Source organism: Halococcus thailandensis JCM 13552 (genome assembly GCF_000336715.1).
GTDB lineage: Archaea > Halobacteriota > Halobacteria > Halobacteriales > Halococcaceae > Halococcus > Halococcus thailandensis.
In genome coordinates this window covers 95,717-112,456 of sequence record NZ_AOMF01000145.1, presented here as the reverse complement: position 1 = coordinate 112,456, position 16,740 = coordinate 95,717, and the positions used below count along the sequence as shown (strand labels likewise).

Annotated in this window: 17 protein-coding genes; 5 read left to right on the top strand and 12 right to left on the bottom strand. The window is 66.4% G+C overall.

The genetic code is table 11. The features are described from left to right. Positions 1-26 precede the first annotated feature (26 nt). The 3 genes from thsA to C451_RS07370 all read right to left on the bottom strand — a co-directional run bounded on the left by thsA (position 27) and on the right by C451_RS07370 (position 3,597). Entirely contained in the window at positions 27-1,586 is a 1,560-nt protein-coding gene (thsA, locus tag C451_RS07380) for a thermosome subunit alpha (RefSeq protein ID WP_007739320.1), read from the bottom strand. Positions 1,587-1,734: 148 nt separating this feature from the next. Beyond that, on the bottom strand, positions 1,735-2,721 hold the full coding sequence (locus tag C451_RS07375) for a glycosyltransferase family 2 protein (protein ID WP_007739318.1): 987 nt from the start codon (positions 2,719-2,721) through the stop codon (positions 1,735-1,737). Positions 2,722-2,883: 162 nt separating this feature from the next. After that, on the bottom strand, positions 2,884-3,597 hold the full coding sequence (locus C451_RS07370; protein ID WP_007739317.1) for a class I SAM-dependent methyltransferase: 714 nt from the start codon (positions 3,595-3,597) through the stop codon (positions 2,884-2,886). A 237-nt stretch (positions 3,598-3,834) separates the two neighbouring features. Between C451_RS07370 and C451_RS07365 the strand changes: the two genes are divergently transcribed. Genes C451_RS07365 through C451_RS07355 form a run of 3 tightly spaced genes read left to right on the top strand, consistent with a single transcriptional unit; the run spans position 3,835 to position 5,605 of the window. Beyond that, positions 3,835-4,107: a MarR family transcriptional regulator gene (locus C451_RS07365; protein ID WP_007739315.1), complete on the top strand. Its 273-nt coding sequence runs from the start codon at positions 3,835-3,837 to the stop codon at positions 4,105-4,107. A 34-nt stretch (positions 4,108-4,141) separates the two neighbouring features. Next, positions 4,142-4,903 (top strand): MBL fold metallo-hydrolase, encoded by a 762-nt coding sequence (locus tag C451_RS07360; protein ID WP_007739313.1) that lies wholly within the window; start codon positions 4,142-4,144, stop codon positions 4,901-4,903. Between the two features lie 36 nt (positions 4,904-4,939). Next, positions 4,940-5,605 (top strand): YkgJ family cysteine cluster protein, encoded by a 666-nt coding sequence (locus C451_RS07355; protein WP_007739312.1) that lies wholly within the window; start codon positions 4,940-4,942, stop codon positions 5,603-5,605. 338 nt (positions 5,606-5,943) lie between these two features. On the opposite strand, the gene C451_RS07350 is transcribed toward C451_RS07355, so the two are convergent. Beyond that, positions 5,944-6,342 carry a TRAM domain-containing protein gene (locus C451_RS07350; RefSeq protein ID WP_007739310.1) on the bottom strand — a complete coding sequence of 133 codons (399 nt, stop codon included), beginning with the start codon at positions 6,340-6,342 and terminating at the stop codon, positions 5,944-5,946. A gap of 215 nt (positions 6,343-6,557) precedes the next feature. Here C451_RS07350 and C451_RS07345 point away from each other — a divergent pair, with 215 nt between their 5' ends. Next, the gene (locus tag C451_RS07345) at positions 6,558-6,797 is read left to right on the top strand and encodes a DUF7123 family protein (protein ID WP_007739308.1); all 240 of its coding nucleotides are present in this window, start codon (positions 6,558-6,560) and stop codon (positions 6,795-6,797) included. Here the strand turns inward: C451_RS07345 and C451_RS07340 are convergent, their stop codons facing one another. From C451_RS07340 to ppsA, 8 genes are all read right to left on the bottom strand, one after another. Then, positions 6,798-7,394: a winged helix-turn-helix transcriptional regulator gene (locus C451_RS07340; RefSeq protein WP_007739307.1), complete on the bottom strand. Its 597-nt coding sequence runs from the start codon at positions 7,392-7,394 to the stop codon at positions 6,798-6,800. Positions 7,395-7,469: 75 nt separating this feature from the next. Then, entirely contained in the window at positions 7,470-8,654 is a 1,185-nt protein-coding gene (locus tag C451_RS07335; RefSeq protein WP_007739306.1) for an SPFH domain-containing protein, read from the bottom strand. A 52-nt stretch (positions 8,655-8,706) separates the two neighbouring features. Further along, positions 8,707-9,309 carry an NfeD family protein gene (locus tag C451_RS07330; protein WP_007739305.1) on the bottom strand — a complete coding sequence of 201 codons (603 nt, stop codon included), beginning with the start codon at positions 9,307-9,309 and terminating at the stop codon, positions 8,707-8,709. 41 nt (positions 9,310-9,350) lie between these two features. Beyond that, on the bottom strand, positions 9,351-9,545 hold the full coding sequence (locus tag C451_RS07325) for a DUF7312 domain-containing protein (RefSeq protein WP_007739304.1): 195 nt from the start codon (positions 9,543-9,545) through the stop codon (positions 9,351-9,353). A gap of 41 nt (positions 9,546-9,586) precedes the next feature. Then, a complete protein-coding gene (metG, locus tag C451_RS07320) occupies positions 9,587-11,647 on the bottom strand; it encodes a methionine--tRNA ligase (protein ID WP_007739302.1) in 2,061 nt (686 codons plus the stop codon). 62 nt (positions 11,648-11,709) lie between these two features. Next, a complete protein-coding gene (locus tag C451_RS07315; protein WP_007739301.1) occupies positions 11,710-12,291 on the bottom strand; it encodes a YqaA family protein in 582 nt (193 codons plus the stop codon). A 36-nt stretch (positions 12,292-12,327) separates the two neighbouring features. Further along, a complete protein-coding gene (gene mfnA, locus C451_RS07310) occupies positions 12,328-13,383 on the bottom strand; it encodes a tyrosine decarboxylase MfnA (RefSeq protein WP_007739300.1) in 1,056 nt (351 codons plus the stop codon). Between the two features lie 81 nt (positions 13,384-13,464). Then, positions 13,465-15,732: a pyruvate, water dikinase gene (ppsA, locus tag C451_RS07305; protein WP_007739299.1), complete on the bottom strand. Its 2,268-nt coding sequence runs from the start codon at positions 15,730-15,732 to the stop codon at positions 13,465-13,467. 214 nt (positions 15,733-15,946) lie between these two features. On the opposite strand from ppsA, the gene C451_RS07300 reads away from it, so the two are divergent. Next, complete coding sequence (locus tag C451_RS07300) at positions 15,947-16,702, top strand: SDR family NAD(P)-dependent oxidoreductase (protein ID WP_007739297.1); 756 nt, start codon at positions 15,947-15,949, stop codon at positions 16,700-16,702. Positions 16,703-16,740 lie beyond the last annotated feature (38 nt).

Genomic DNA, 16,740 nt, shown 5'->3' with positions numbered 1-16,740 from the left:
TCGGGTCGAAAAAAACGGTGGGTCGATTAGTTGTCCGCGGAGATGACGTCGTCGATACGGACGATCATCGTCGCGGCCTCGGTCGCGCTCTCGATGGCCTCGTGTTTGACGGCGGCGGGGTCGAACACGCCGGCCTCGACGGGGTCGGTGACGGTGCCGGTCTGACTTTCGCTGATGATGCCGGCTCGGCCCTCGCTGTCGTGGCGACTGCGCAGCTCGACGAGCGCGTCGATCGGATCCATGCCGGTGTTCTCGGCGAGCGTACGCGGGAGCACGTCGGTCGCGTCGGCGAACGCCTCGACGGCGAGCTGGCGACGCCCTTCGATGCTCGCCGCGTGGTCACGGATGTAGGCGGCGATGGCGACCTCGCTCGCGCCGCCACCGGGTACCACACCACCCGCATCGAGCGCGGCGGTCACGACGTCGAGCCCGTCGTGGAGCGCGCGTTCGAGCTCGTCGGTGACGTGATCGGTGCCGCCCCGGGCGAACACCGTCACGGATTCGGCGGCCGCGCCGCCCTCGACGAAGACGAGATCGTCGTCGGCGAACGACTCGACGCTGACGCGCTCGGCGTTGCCCAGATCGTCCGCTTCGAGGTCGTCGATGGCACCGACGCGGCTCGCGCCGGTCGCCTGCGTGATCGCCTTCGCCTCGTCGTCATCGACGCTCTCGAAGGCCAGTACCCCTTCGTCGGCGAGATGGGCGGCCGCGCGGTCGTCGACGCTCTCGGTGACGAACGCCACGTCGACGTCGAGATCGGCGAGTGCGTCGGCGTACTGCTCGAACTGGCTCTCCTCGGCGTCGATGGCGGCGTTGAGATCCTCGACGCTCCCGACGTCGTACTCCGCGTCGACGTTCGACTCGCGGATGTCGAACTCGACGTCGAGGACGGCGATCGAGGCGTCCTCGACGGTCGCGGGCATGTCCTCGCGGACCGGCTCCTCCTCGCTGATGACGCCCTCGACGAGCTCCGTCGCGCTCGAACTCGCGCCCGTCTGGGTGCGGACGGTGATGTCCTCGCGTGCGACGCCGTCGTTCTCGACCCGTCGGATCCCCTCGACGATCGTCTCGGCGAGCGCCTCGGCGCCGACGTCACCGGTGCCCTTGCCCGTCATCGACGTTTCGGCGACGTTGCGGAGGACGTCGTCGTCGACCGTCTCGTCGACGACGATCTCGTCGACGGCCTCGTGGGCCAGCTCCGCGGCCTCGTGATAGCCCTCGACGATCGTCGTCGGATGGACGTCGTCGTCGAGGAGGTTCTCGGCCTTGGCGAGCAGCTGGCCGGTGAGGACGGCCGCCGTGGTCGTCCCGTCGCCGACTTCGTCCTCCTGTGTCTCGGAGACCTCGACGATCATCTGTGCGGCGGGATGCTCGATATCCATCTCGCCGAGGATCGTCGCGCCGTCGTTGGTGATGACGACGTCGCCCGAATCGGAGACGAGCATCTTGTCCATCCCTTTCGGGCCGAGCGTCGTCCGGACGGACTCCGAGACGGCCTTGCCGCCCTCGATGTTCGAACTCTGTGCGTCCTCACCGCGCGTGCGCTCGCTGTCATCGCTGAGGATGAACATCGGCTGTCCACCCATGCGCTGTTGCTGTGCCATGATTTGAAATCCTCGTCAATGGGTCGTTTGCGGTTCTATATAAAAATTGCTACTCGGGGTCGCGGAAACGCCGGACGCGAACGGCAGGCTCTGGCACACGAACATCGGAACGAACGCTTATCAATCGCCGTCAGCGCCAGTCGTGGACCGCGACCGCCCGCTCGGATCGTGCGGAGAGCCCGTTCGGGTTGCGGCGGTCGCGTGAGCGCCAGCGCGCGGCCAGCCCGGAGCCGTTGCCGCGCAGACTCCCGACGAGCACGTCCCGCCCGTTTCCGACCCAGTTGGTCGGGCTCGCCTCGCCGCGCACGACGCCTTCGAGTCCGGTGAGGGCGTCCCGGCCCGCGTGCGAGAGCAGTCGTCGGGCGGTCGTCGGCCGCAGCCCGTAGTTCTTGACGAGGCGGTAGGCGAGCGCACGATACTTCCAGTACCAGTCGCGCTCGGTTCGGCCGCCGTCGGAGATCGCTCGCGGGGCCGACGGGGTCGTCTCGGTGCCGAGCGCGTCGCCGACGGCCATCCCCGCCGCCCAGCGCACGTCGTACTCCGCGGCCGCGAGCCGGTGGGCGAGATCGCGCGCACCACCCGTCTGGAGATATTCGTCGAATCCATCTACTTCTTCGAGCGCCGTGCGGGTGAACGCGACGTTCGAGCCGTCGAAATACGTCACCTCGCGGCCGGTGATGGTCCGTGATTCGGGTGTCGTCGGTCCGTCGGCCGATCGCGCCGGCCCGGTGACGACCCCCACGTCCCGGCGCATCCGCGGTGGATACCCTTCGGCGATGGTGTGCGCACGACCGTCGCCGTGGCTGCCGGTGTCGAAGCCCGCCATGAGCGCGTCCTTCCAGCCCGACTCGATGGTTTTGTCGTAGCCGACGAACGCGACGTGCTCGCCGGTCGTGTGTTCGATGCCGGCGTTGCGCGCGACGTTCAGATTGCGGTCGGCGACCTCGACGAGCACGTCGACGTCGTCGCGTTCGCTGACCATCCCGGTGGTGCCATCCGCGGAGGGACCGTTGACGACGACCACCTCGCTCTCGGGGGCCACCGCCGCGAGCGCGTCGAGACACGCCACGAGTTGGGTTCGGCCGTTGAGAGTCGGCACGACCACCGAGAGCTGCATACCGACCGAATAGCGCCGCTCGACATAAAAACAACCGCTTTATCTTCGGATCGCTGCCGATCCTCCCGACGACCGACGAAGCGGTCGCTCGCGGACGCTCGTGTGCCAGCTAGTCCACTATCGACGAAAGTTCGCACCAGCCGACAGCACGGCGATCGGTTCTCACTCCCCTTGCAACCGTGCGTCCCAGTACGATACCGACGCCACGTACTCGCCGATCGGCGAGTCCATGATCATGTCGTCGAGTTCGCGCACGCGGGTGGCCATCGCGTCGGGGAGCTGGCGATAGAGGCCGTACGGGAAGAAGAAGTCGTGTTCCTCGCCGGCCAGCTGGAGTCCGGCCCCGTCGAGCAGCTCCTCGATCTCGGCGCGGGCGTACAGCCGCGAGCCCATCGGCAGCAGCCAGTTGTAGATGCTGCGGGTGCTGAACCGACGGAAGGTGTCGAAGACGACCTGCTTGCGGGCGACGCGGCGTAGCTCGGCGAGAAACGAGGCGGGTGTATCGGCGAGATGGAAAAACCGCATCGCGATGACGGTCTCGAAGTGGTCGTCGGGGAAGGGCAGGCGGGCGGCGTCGCCGCGCATGAACTCCAGATGGTCGTCGACGCCCGCCGCGCGCGCCTTTTTCCGACCCTCCTGGAGCATCGCGGGCGAGATATCGAGGCCGACGATATCAGCGCCGCGCTGGGCGAGCATCGTCGTGAATCGCCCCGTTCCGCAGGCGATTTCGAGGATGCGTTTGTTCTCGACGGGACCGACTGCCGAGAGCACGGCCTCCTTCTCCCGCTCGTCGATGAGCCGGCCGCCGTCGGAGAACCGCTTGGTGTCGTACTCCTCGGCGACCTCGGCGGTCTGGTACCACTCCTGTCCCTTCACGCTACCCGTGGTTTTCGGCCGAGGAATAAAACCGTACGGATATGACGCGCTGCCCGTCGGTGGCGACCGTCGAGCGAACCGACTGGCACGATCCAACTGCTCACGCCATCCGTATCCTGACCGTGCGGTGCGCGTCTCACCACGAAATATAAGGGCAAAGGTATTCATTCATGCGGTAGTAGTATACATTCCCATATATGGGCAAGTTTTACCATAGCCCGTCGAAGAGTGGTGAGCATGAGCGCCACCACGGACCGCGCACAGCCCGACGACCCGTTGACCGAGACCGAGTTCCGCGACCGCCTGCGCGAACTCCCTCCGAGCGCGAAGCTCGTCGCCAAAGTGCTCGAATCGGAGACGCCGCTCTCGCAGGGCCAGCTCGCCGACGAATCGCTGCTGCCCGATCGCACCGTCCGCTACGCGCTGAACCGCCTCGAAGACGACGATCTCGTCGGTTCGCGCTACAGCTTCCGCGACGCCAGAAAGCAGGTCTACTTCCTGAACCAGTAACTGGCCTTTTCAGCTGCGAGCGCCACCACTCGTCGTGAGTCCGACCCGTGTTCCGATTCCTGTCGAGACGGCTGCACCCGGCGGCGAGACCAACGCCTATCTCGTCGGAAGCGAGTGGGCGCTGCTCGTCGATCCGGCAGCCGCGACGCCCCGCCTCGACGAGGCGATCGACGGCGTCGCAAACCTGCTCGTGACCCACACCCACCCCGATCACGTGGGCGGTGTCGAAGCGTATGCCGACCGGGCGACCGTCTGGGCGCACGCCGGCTACGCGGACCGGTTCGAACGCGCGACCGGCGTCTCGCCCGATCGCACCTTCGGCCCGGGAACGCGCATCGACACCGACGCAGGGACCGTCGAGTTGCTCGCGACGCCGGGACACGCCCCCGACCACGTCGTGCTCGCCATCGACGACGAGGTGCTTGTCGGCGATCTCGCCGTCGCGAACGGGAGCGTCGTCGTGGGGAACGAAGACGGCGACATGCGTGGCTATCTCACCGCGCTCCGGCGGCTTCACGCCCGGAATCCGGCACGGCTGTATCCGGGTCACGGACCGGCCGTCGAGGAGTTACGGGCAGTGATCGAGCGGCTGCTATCCCATCGACTCCGCCGCGAACGGGCGGTCCTGCGGGCGGTGCGCGATGGCGCGCGGACGATCGCTGCGGTGACCGACGCGGCCTACGAGAAGGAGCTTTCGGGAGTGCGAGGACTGGCCGAGCGCACGGTGGCGGCCCATCTCGACAAACTCGCCGTCGAGGGGCGGATCGAGTGGGACGGTGAACGGGTCCGCCCCTGACGACGGTCTTTTTGCGCGGCGGCCGAAAGGAGATATGTGAGTTTCGAGGACGAACTCGCCCGTGCGCGCCATCTCGACGTCGGGGCGCTGGCCGACGCCATCGAGGAGATCGGCTTCGAGTGTACGCGCTGTGGGGCCTGTTGCAAGGCAGCGACGGGTCCGGACGGGCGCGAGGAGCACACGGCGACGGTGTTTCCCGACGAGATACGCGAGCTGCAGGACGCCACCGAGTACGACCACCGGGACGTTGCCCGGCCGATGCCATACGGACTCAGCGAGGGCGAGGATGGGCCGGAGGGTGAGACCTTCGAGTGGGCGCTCGAAACGACCGGCTGTGGCGACTGCACTTTCTATGCCGAGGAGGACGGTGTCGGGGCGTGTACCGTCCACGAGGATCGGCCGCTCATCTGCCGCACCTATCCGTTCAGTGTCGCTCTCGACGGGTCGAGCCAGCCGATGGGTGCGGCGGTCGATCAGGTCGGCGACGTGCGCGCCCACGAATGCGAGGGGCTCGGACGCGACATCGACCGCGAGCACGCCGAGGAACTGGCTGGTGCGCTCAAGGAGCGCGCGATCCGCGAGATCGAAGAAGCCATCGCCGTCAGTGAGCGCTACGAACCCGCAAATCCCGATTCCGGCGAGATCGTCGTCCACGACTCCGAGGGTGCGAAACGACCGGACGGAACGCCGATCGACGGGTAGCTGCCGGCCCTGCCGGCGGTGCGGCAACGGTTTGCGGTCCTGGTGTCTCGGCGAGTCAAGCGAGCCGAGGCTCAGGAGAGCTATACTCTCCTGGTGGATGAAGGGCGAGTAGCGAGGGACCGGAGGTCCCTCGTACCATGCGAGCGGGCCTCCGGCCCGCGAGCAGACGACCGGAGGGAGCGAGGGCTTCTGTGGTGCAGAGAGTGGAGAGTCCGCGCGAACAGAGTGAGCGCGGTTCGCCGCGAGCGCCGAAGGCGCGAGCGGGGAGTTTTTAGCGTAGCTTTTTGCGAGGAGTGGTGGCCGACCGCAGGGAGGCCACCCGACGAAGTAAAAAGGTACTAATCGATGATTTCGCCGACGGCGAAGTTCGATTTCACCTCGGTGACTTCGACTTTGACGCGTTCGCCGATCTCGGCACCGGGGACGATGATGACGTAGCCGCGTTCGACGCGGGCGATGCCATCGCCCTGCTTGCCGATGTCCTCGACCTCGACGTAGCGCATCTCGCCGACGTCGACGGGCGGCTGTGGCTCCGAGGAGGGTGTGCTCGACCGCGAGCGCGAACTGCTCGACGATTCCTCGGTCGGTTCGCGCGAGACGAGTGCCACACGGTAGGTCTCGCCGGGCTCGATCGACCCGTTCTCGACCTCGCGGCGCGGTATCTCGACGGTGTAGCTGTCTTCGGATTCGGTGACGTCGGCGTTGAACAGACACAGGAGTTTATCAGAGATTTCCATCGCGTAGTCCTCCATCCGCCGCTACCGTGGCCGAGAAATAAAGAACTACCGCCCGCTCGCGCCGTACCCGTCCGTACCACCCTCGATTCGAAGGGGCGTCGACGGGCCACGACGGGCGATATCGTCGTCGTGAACGCGACCGAAATCGACCGATAGCGCCCGAATTAGCCCATCGCACCAAACCCGCTATGTGTGTTGCTCCGTTCGGATCGTGTATGGCCGCACGCAGCGCACCGATACAGACACTCAGTGAGAAACAGCGCCGCATCCTCTCGTATCTCCGCGAGCACGCCGACAGCAAGACCTACTTCAAATCCCGACTCATCGGCGACGCGCTCGGGCTGTCGCCGAAGGAGGTCGGCACGAACATGAACGCCATCCGCAAGACCGACGGCGTGCTCTCGGTCGAGAAGTGGGGCTACTCTTCGAGCACGACGTGGAAAGTCACCCAGTAGTCAGGCGTCGACGCTGATGAACTGGTCGGCCTCGCGGGCGAACTGGACCGTCGCGGCGTCGAAGGAGTCGGCATAGCTCACCAGCAGCGTCAGCAGTCGTTCCGGGCGGACGAGCGAGTAGCCGTCCTCACGCGAGAGCAGCCCCGCCGCGTCGAGATCGGCGGCGTGATTGCTTATCGTCGGCCGTGAGACGTCCACCGCTGCCGCGAGATCGCTCGCGGTCGCGTCGCCGTCGCGCAACAGTGCGATGATCATTCCGCGCGGTGTCTCGCGCCGGAGAAAGCCGAGCGCCGTGCGCTCGAACGCGTCGAACTCGCGGGCCGGGAAGTAGCGTCGGTAGTCGCCGTCGCGGTGGCTCTCGACCGTGCCGTCACGTTCGAGCCGTTTGAGATGGTGCTGTGTCTCGCCGGTGGCCAGATCGAGATCGTCACGGATCTTCGAGAAGTGTGCGCCCGGCGTCGTCGCGAGATAGCCAGCGATCGTCTCGCGGATTCCGCCGTCGTCCTCTGCCAGGCCGGCGAACGGTCCGACGGCACCCAGCGCGGCGACTCGCCGGAGTGTCGCCCGCCGTCCCTCGTCGACCCCGCGGTCGCCCATTGGGTCACATCGGAGAAACGCAGGTAAAACCCCTTCGACCCGTTCAGTTCGTCACTCGTTCGGGTCGTCGCTCGCTCAGTTCGTCTCCGGTTCGAGCTCGTCCTCTTCGTCGGTGGCCGACGTTCCCGTCGTCGACGTGCTCCCCTCGATGCTTTCGTTGGCGTCCATCTCGGAGATGACCTCGTCGGGATCCTGGATGTCGGTCGTCGCCTCGCCGGTCTTGATCGCTTCGGCCTCCTGTTCCATCTCCTCGACGTCGATCTCGGCCTCCTCGTCGATCTCGCCGAGGATCTCGTCGATGTTGTCGAGCCCGATGAGTTCGCGCGTCTCCTCGTCGAAATCGAGGCTTTCCAGGTCGTGGCCGTCCTCCTTGATGTCGCTGCCGGTAAGGTGTTTGCCGTACCGGCCGAGCATCGACGACAGCTCCTGGGGGAGGACGAACGTCGTCGACTCGCCCTGACCGATGGATTCGAGCGTGTCCATCCCGCGCTCGATGACCGCGCGTTCGCCCATCGACTCGGCGGATTTCGCTCGCAGCACTGTGGAAACGGCGTCACCCTGCGATTCGAGGATCTGGCTCTGCTTTTCACCCTGTGCACGGATGATGTTCGACCGTTTCTCACCCTCTGCTGCCTCGACCGCGCTCCGCCGTTCACCCTGCGCTTCGAGGATCATCGCGCGGCGTTTGCGCTCGGCGGAGGTCTGCTGCTCCATCGCCTGCTGGACGTCGGGCGAGGGGTTGACCTCGCGGACCTCGACGGATTCGACGCGGATCCCCCACTCGTCGGTCGGTTCGTCGAGCTCCTTGCGGATGCGCTCGTTTATCTCCTGCCGTTTGCTCAGCGTGTCGTCGAGATCCATGTCGCCGAGCACGGCACGGAGCGTGGTCTGTGCGAGGTTCGAGACCGCGCGCTTGTAGTCGTCGACCTCCAGAAACGCCTTTTTCGCGTCCATCACTTTGATGTAGACCACTGCATCCGCCGTCACAGGTGAGTTGTCACGCGTGATGGCCTCCTGACGCGCGACGTCGAGCGTCTGGGTCCGCATGTCGAACGGGTAGGTCTTGTTGACGAACGGCGGGACGAAGTTGATGCCCGGTTCGAGCAGCTTGCGGTAGTCGCCGAAGACGGTGAGCGCACGCTTCTCGTACGCGTTGACGATTTCGATGGCGCTATAGACGGTGATGATCGCGACGGCCAGCACCAACAGCACGACGATGGCCGGCGCGAGCGCGAGCGCCTGAAGCGGAACGAGTGTCATCTATCGAGAGTTCGGATGTTGGGAACATAAGGCTTCGGTCGAGCGGGTGCCGTCACGCGGTTTCGCGCTCGCGATCGTCGGTGTCGCGCCCGCGAGCGAGCGCCCGATCGATGTCGTCCTCCACCGCCGAGAGCGCCTCGACGGTGAGGACGTTGCCGCCGCCGGGGTCGGTCACCATTATCGGTTCGTCTTCGGGAATTTCGCCGTCGAGTGTGCGGGCGCTGTAGTTGGGATTGAAGCCGCCGCCGTCGAGTTTCACCTTTCCGTTCGTCGGCGTCACGCGCTCGGTGACGTGTCCGGTCGTCCCCCTGAGCGAGGCCGAGTCGCTCGTCTTGCCGGCTCCCTTCCCGCCGTAGATGTCGAACCGGTGGTAGGCGTAGAGCGTTCCCGCACCGCTGGCGAGCACGAGCACCGAGAGGACGACCGCGAGCACGATCGGGCCGAGAAAACTCCCGATCAACAGACCGATCAGCCCGGCGAACAGCAGCGCGACCCCGAGCACGATGAAGTGTGCGCCGGGCGCGAGCGCCTCGGCACCCATCAGTCCGAGCCCGGCGACCACGAGCACCAGCGGGAGCTGCTCCAGCAGGAGATCGCTCATCTGGAGGACCGGAAGCGCGGCCGCAACCGGCGCGCCACCGAGTGCCAGCGTCATGGTCGGTTGTTAGCCTGCAGCGGGATTAACTGTTGGGTGTGTTAGACACTGAGGACGATCACCAGCGCGATGGCGACGCCGAGCAGCACGAAGACGACGTTCTCGAACGACGGCGAGCCCGGTTCGAGGTCGCCCGGCTCGTCGTCCCCGAAGACGTCGGTCGCGCGTGCGTCGTCCGCGCTCTCGTCGCCGTCGTCCTCGAGATCCTCGACGGCGTATTTCCAGTCGTCCGCCATACCCCCTCGTGGGCGTCGAGTCAGAAATGGCTGCCGCTCGGTCAGCGAACTCTCGTTCCCGGCTGGCTGTCGTCGTGGGTCGTCAGCAGGTCGGCCTCCTCGCCGGCTGCGAGCACCATCCCGTTGCTCTCGACGCCGAACAGTTCCGTTTTCTCGATGTTCGCCAACACGACCACCCGCTCGCCCGGGAGGTCGTCGAGATCGTGGAGCTGTTTGATCCCGGCGACGATCTGGCGCGTCTCGACGCCGAGATCGACCTCCAGACGCGCGAGATCGTCCGCGTCCTCGATCCCCTCGGCGGCGAGCACTTCGCCCACTCGCACGTCGAGCTCCTGGAACTCCTCGAAGCCGATGCGGTCGTCGGTCAGTGCTTCGAGCTCCGCCTCCGCGGCCTCGGCAGTGTCACCCTCCGCAGCTGCGTCGCCCTCCTCGTCCCCGCTTGCGGCAGCGATCTGCGCTTCCAGTTTCTCGTTCAACTCGGCGACACGCTCGTCCTCGATGCCCTCGAACGGTTCGTCGGGCGCATCGAACTCGGCGGACGGCGCGTCGAGTGCAGCATTTAGGGAAGCCTCGTGGACCGAACCCGCCTCGTCGAGTTGCTCCCAGAGCCGCTCGGCCATGCCGGGCATGATCGGCTCGGAAAGCACCGTGACCGCCTTCGAGAGCTGCACGCAGTCGCGGATGACCGCTGCCCGCTCTGGGTCCTCGGCGTTCCAGGGCTCGTGGCGCTGGATATACTCGTTGCCGAACTGGGCGAGCTCAACGGCCGACTCACCGACCGCCCGCACGGAGTAGTCGTTGACGCCGTCCCGGAACTCGTCGATCGCTTGCTCGATGCGCTCGCGCACTTCTTCGGAGACTTCTCCATCGGGCGTTCCCCCGTAGTTGCGGTGGGCAAAGAGCAGTGATCGGTAGAGGAAGTTCCCTACTGTGCCGACGAGCTCGCCGTTGACACGCTCGGCGAACCGTTCCCACGAGAAGTCGATGTCCTGCTGGAAGCCGGTGCCCGTCGTGATGTAGTAGCGATAGAGGTCCGGATCGAACCCCTCGTCGAGATAGTCGTCGACCCAGACCGCGCGATCGCGACTGGTCGAGAACCCCTTGCCGTCGAGGTTGACGAACCCGCTCGCGAGCACCGCCCGCGGCTCCTGGTAGTCCACCCCGCGCAACATTGCGGGCCAGAACACGGTGTGATGCTGGATGATGTCCCGGCCGATGACGTGAACGAGTTCGCCCGACTCCTGCCACGCCTGCTCCCAGTCGAAATTCTCCCGTCCGACGCGCTCGCTGTACTGCTTCGTGCTCGAAACGTACTCGATCGGCGCGTCGACCCAGACGTAGAGCACGAGGTCTTCTTCGCCGGGATACTCGATCCCCCAGTCCATGTCTCGCGTGATACACCAGTCCTGGAGTTCGCCCTCGATCCACTCACGGGGCTGGTTGCGCGCGTTCGCCGTCCCGTCCATCCGGTCGATGAACTCGCCGAGGTAGTCCTGGAACTCAGAGAGGCGCAGGAACTCGTGCTCGCGGGTGCGGTACTCGGCGGGGTTGCCCGTGATCACGCTCGTGGGCTCCTCGATCTCGCCCGGTTCGAGGTGGCGGCCACAGCCCTCGTCACACTCGTCGCCGCGGGCGTGCTCGCCACAGTACGGACAGGTGCCCTCGACGTATCTGTCGGGCAGGGCCTGGCCTTCTTCGGGGTCCCACGCGACTTCGATCTCCTGCTCGTAGACGTAGCCCTTCTCGTCGAGTTCGCGGACGAACTGCTGGGTGAGTTCGACGTTCTGCTCTTCGGCCGTGTGGCCGTAGTTGTCGAACTCGATGTCGAACGTCGGGAACGTCTCTTTATACTTCTCGTGGTGGCGCAACGCGAACTCCTCGGGCGTGACGCCCTCCTCCCAGGCGTTGACCGCGACGGGCGTGCCGTGCATGTCCGACCCCGAGACGAACGCCGTCTCCTGGCCGAGCTTGCGGAGCGCGCGCGTGAACGCGTCGCCGCCGACGTAGGTCCGGAGATGGCCCACGTGCAGGTCGCCGTTGGCGTACGGCAGCCCGCAGGTGACGACCGCCGGGTTCTCCGTGGGGAACTCCTCGTGACTCATGGCCATCGCTACCGGGATGGGAGCCTAAAGCCCGCCGCTTTCCACTCGCGGGTGGCCACCCGTCAGAGTCCGAACAGCGAGGTGATCGGCGCGAAGACGCCCGCGACGACCAGCAGCCGCCCGGCGCTGCCGACGAACGTCGCCGCGGCGAACTTCAGGTAGTCCTCCTCCAGAATGGTGAAGGCGTAGATCGACAGCGTGTCCGGGAAGAACGGCACCGAGAGCGCGATCGCCAGCCCGATGTAGCCGTATCGGCGCGCGAGCTGTATCGTCCGTCGCTCGGACCACTCGACGATGTCGAACCGCGAGTCGCGCAGCCACTCGACGAGCCGCCCGGATCGGTCTCTGGCCTCGTGGCCGAGACGGAAGGCGACGACGCTGCCGGCGGCCTTCCCGATGCCGCTGACGAGCGTGATCAGGACGAAATCACCCGTTTCGGAGATTCCGAGATCCAGCGGCGCGACGAGCACGATCTCGCTCGGCAGCGGTAGCGCGATCGCGATGAGAAACGAGTAGCCCGCGATGATGAGCAGCCCGAGCGGCCCGGTCGCCGTCTCGACGAGACGTTCGAGCGCGTCGATCTGCAGCGGCGCAGACACGGTTCCGACCGTCCCCGCGACGAGGGCCGACAGAAGCGGCGTCACTGCCGGAAATCGCTGCGTCACACGCCTAAGTGTTGTCTATTTCAGTCGGTCGAGATCGTCGACGAACGCTCGAAGCATCTCGCGGGTGACGTGTGGCATGCAGACGACGCGAAGCGCACCGTTCCCCGTTCGGGAGATCCGCCAGTCCATCTCCCGCAGCGCCTCGAACGTCTCCTCGGGGATCTCGGCGGCGACGAGCGGGAGTTCGGGTTCGACGACCGAATAGCCACGATCGTCGAGCGCGTCGGCGAGCCAGTCGGCGTTCGCCTGGCCACGTTCGGCCTGTTCACGGTAGCCGTCGGGCCACAGCGCGTCGAGTGCGGCGCGGGCGCTCGCCACGCCGGCACCGCTTCGCGTGCCCGTCAGCGTCGCCTGCGAGCGTGATTCGAGATACGGCGTCTCGACCGCGAGCGCGTCGAGCAGTTCGTCCGAGCGCGCGAGCAGTCCGCCGGCGGGCACGACCGCCCGTCCGAGCTTGTGCGGGTCGATCGTCATCGTGTCGATCGGTGCGTCGGCGAAGTCCCACTCGTGATCGGTGAACGGCAGGTGGAAGCCGCCCCACGCGGCGTCGACGTGACAGAGCGCGCCTGCCTCATCGGCGATGGCGGCGATCTCGGGGATCGGGTCGACGCGGCCGTGTTCGGTGGTGCCGGCGACGCCGACGACCGCGACGGTGTTCCCATCCACCAGTTCGGCCATCGCCGTCGTGTTCGCCCGGTGCTCGTCGTCGAGCGGCGCGGTGCGGAGTTCGAGCCCGAGCATGCCGGCGGCCTTGTGGAAACTGAAGTGGGCGCTCGTGGGTGCGACCACGTTCGGCTCGTCCGTGTCGGCGCGGTTGCGCGCGATGCGCAGCGCCTGGATGTTCGCCTCGCTGCCGCCGCTTGTGACGTAGCCCGCTGGTTCCGGTAGCGAGACCATCTCTCCCAGCTGTGCGACGACCTCACGCTCGATGCCGGCGATCGTCTCGTAGGTGCCCGGATCGCCGGGGTTGGTCGCGAGAAAGCGCTCGGCGGCCGCACGTGCGTCGGGATGTGGCTCCGTACACATCGACGAGAGAACGCGGGAGAACTCCTGTGGCGTGGCCCGCTGCATGGTCAGAACTGGACACTCACGCTGTTAGCCGTTGTGTATCTCGCCGCGGTCCGCGTGCGATCGTGGCTGGCCATCGAAACCCTACCTGACGGTGTCGAGGACGAGTTTCTGCTCGACGCGCTTGACCTCGTGCTGGACGTCGCGCACGGCGTCGATGTTCGCCGAGATCGAGGAGACGCCCTCGTTGACGAGGAACTGCACCATCCGCGGTTTCGAACCGGCCTGCCCGCAGATGCTGGTCGCGACGTCGTTCTCGCGACAGGTTTCGATCGTCCGGCCGATGAGTTCGAGGACGGCAGGGTGGAGTTCGTCGAAACGGTCGGCGACCTGGCCGTTGTTTCGGTCCACAGCCAGGGTGTACTGGGTGAGGTCGTTCGTTCCGAAGGAGGCGAAGTCGATGCCCGCGTCGGCCATCTCCTCGATGCGCAGCGCCGAGGCGGGCGTCTCGACCATCACGCCCCAGGAGCGCTTGTCGGGGTCGATGCCGGCGTCCTGCATGAGATTTTTCGCCTGCAGGACGTCCTCGACGTCATTGACGAGCGGGAGCATGATCTCGACGTTGTCGTAGCCCATCCCGTAGAGCTGCCGGAAGGCTTCGAGCTCGTGGACGAACACGTCGGGCCGATCGAGGCTGCGCCGGATGCCCCGATAGCCGAGCATCGGGTTGTGCTCGTCGGGTTCGCTCTCGCCGCCCTCCAGCTGGCGAAACTCGTCGGTGGGGGCGTCGAGCGTGCGCACGCGCACCGGTCGTGGGTAGAACTCCTCGGCGACGTTCCTGACCCCTTCGACGATCTCCTCGATGTAGGCGTCCTCGCCGTGGTCGTCGATGTACTTCTCGGGGGTCTTGTTCGTCGAGAGGATCATGTGCTCCATCCGGAGCAGACCCACGCCGTCAGCGCCGGTCGCGGCGGCGCGCTCGGCGGCCTCGGGGATCGAGACGTTGACCTTCACCTCGGTGGCGGTCATCGGCTTCACGGGGGATTGCGGGCGGACCTCCTCGACGGCGTCGCGCTCGCCGTCGTCGGCCTCGCCCTCGCGGATCGTGCCCTTGTCGCCATCGATGGTGATGTGCCGCCCGTCGGAGAGCGTGCTCGTTGCGCTCTGTGAACCGACCACGGCCGGGACGCCCAGTTCTCTGGAGACGATCGCCGCGTGGGAGGTCATCCCGCCCTCGTCGGTGACGATACCGCTCGCGCGCTTCATCGCCGGCACCATGTCGGGGGTCGTCATCTCGGTGACGATGACGTCGCCCTCGCCCACCTTGTCGAGCTGGTCGAGCTTGCCGACGATCGCCACCGCACCGCTGGCGATGCCCGGGCTCGCGCCGAGCCCCGTGAGCAACACGTCGTCGCTCGCTCCGGATTCGTCCCCGCCGTTGGCGACGCTCGCCTGCTCGCCCCCGTCGTCGGCGATCGTCGTGATGGGGCGCGACTGGAGCATGTAGACGTCGCCCTCGAAGATCGCCCACTCGACGTCCTGCGGTTCGCCGTAGTGCTCCTCGACCTGCTCGCCGATCTCGACCAGACTGTCGAGTTCGTCCTCGTCGAGCACCTGCGCCTCGCGTTTTTCGTTGGGGACGTCGACCATCGTCGTCTCGCCCGTCTCCGGGTCCTTGACGCACATCGTCTTCTTGTCGGCCACGGTGACGGAGTCGAGCTCGTGGCTGTCGCGATCGACGACGTAGTTGTCGGGCGAGACCTCGCCGGCGACGACCGCCTCGCCGAGCCCCCACGCGGCCTCGACGATGAGTTCGGGCGCGCCGGTCGAGGGATGGGAGGTGAACATCACGCCCGACTTCTCGGCGTCGACCATCCGCTGGACGACGACCGCGATGTCGACGTTCCGGTGGTCGAACCCCTGCTGTTCGCGGTAGTAGATCGCTCGCTGGGTGAACAGCGAGGCCCAGCATTCCTTGACGCGCTGGACGAGATCGTCGCCGGTGATGTTGAGGAACGTCTCCTGTTGGCCGGCGAACGAGGCGTCCGGCAGGTCCTCGGCGGTCGCCGACGAGCGCACCGCGACGAACGCCTCGCCATCGTCGAGATTCCCGTAGGTTTCCAGGATCTCCTCGCGCAGCTCGTCGGGCATCTCCGTCCCCAGGATGAGGTCCTCGGCCTCGGCTTCGGCGGCGGCGAGCGCGCTCGAATCGTCGGGGTCGACGTCGACGGCGTCGAACAGCGCCTCGTCGATGCCGGTTTCCTCGATGAACGAGCGGTACGTTCCGGCCGTAACGACGAACGCCGGCGGGACGGGGAGGCCGGCACCAGCGAGTTCGCCCAACGACGCGCCCTTGCCGCCGACGGCGTCGATGTCGTCCTTGCCTACCTCGTCCAGCCAGAGTACAGCCATCGTGGACGTATAATCACGAACGTCAATAAAGAAGGTTCCGAACCGACCAGCTTCGTGCGATCGCGTCACAGTCAGACGTATCAAACCGACCGCTATCACGCGGTTTCGTTTGTCGAAACGCTGCTCGGAGCGAAACGGTTATCCGTCGAGCTGAACAAATATTCAGTGTTCGCACGGGGCAAGTGTCTCGCCCCGCGACGAACGGAAAACCACTATGAACGGACTCAACGACAAAACGGTAGCCGTTACGGGTGCCGGCGCGGGCATCGGCCGTGCGTCGGCGCTGCGGTTCGCCGAGGAAGGAGCGAACGTCATCGTCACGGACATCGACGAGGATGCCGGCCGGGAAACCGTCGAACTGATCGAGGACGACGGCGGCGAGGCGCTGTTCCTCACCGTCGACATCACCAGCCAGTCGGACATCACCGCGATGGTCGAGGAAGCGGTCGACAGCTACGGCGGCCTCGACGTCGCCCACAACAACGCCGCTGGTGCCGCGGGCGAGATGGTGCCGACGGCGGAAGTCTCCGAGGACGACTGGGACAAGGAGCTCGACATCACGCTCAAATCCACGTGGCGGTGCATGCGCCACGAGATCGACGCGATGCTCGAACAGGGCGGCGGTGCGATCGTCAACACCTCCTCCGGCGCGGGGCTGAAGGGCCAGCGCAACGTCGCACCCTATTCGGCCGGCAAACACGGCGTCGTCGGCCTCACACGGACCGCGGCGCTCGAATACGCCGAGGACGGCATCCGCATCAACGCCGTCTGTCCCGGGCCGGTCGACACGCCCGGCTACAGCCAGATGCCCGACGAGATGCGCGAGAAACTCAAATCGAACGTTCCGATGCGGCGGCTCGGCGATCCCGAGGAGATGGCCAACGCGGCCGTCTGGCTCTGTTCGGACGACGCCTCGTACGTCACCGGTATGCCGCTCTCGGTCGACGGCGGCATCATGGCCGGTCGCTGATCGGAAAATAACTCCTCGTTCTCACTGATCACTACGCC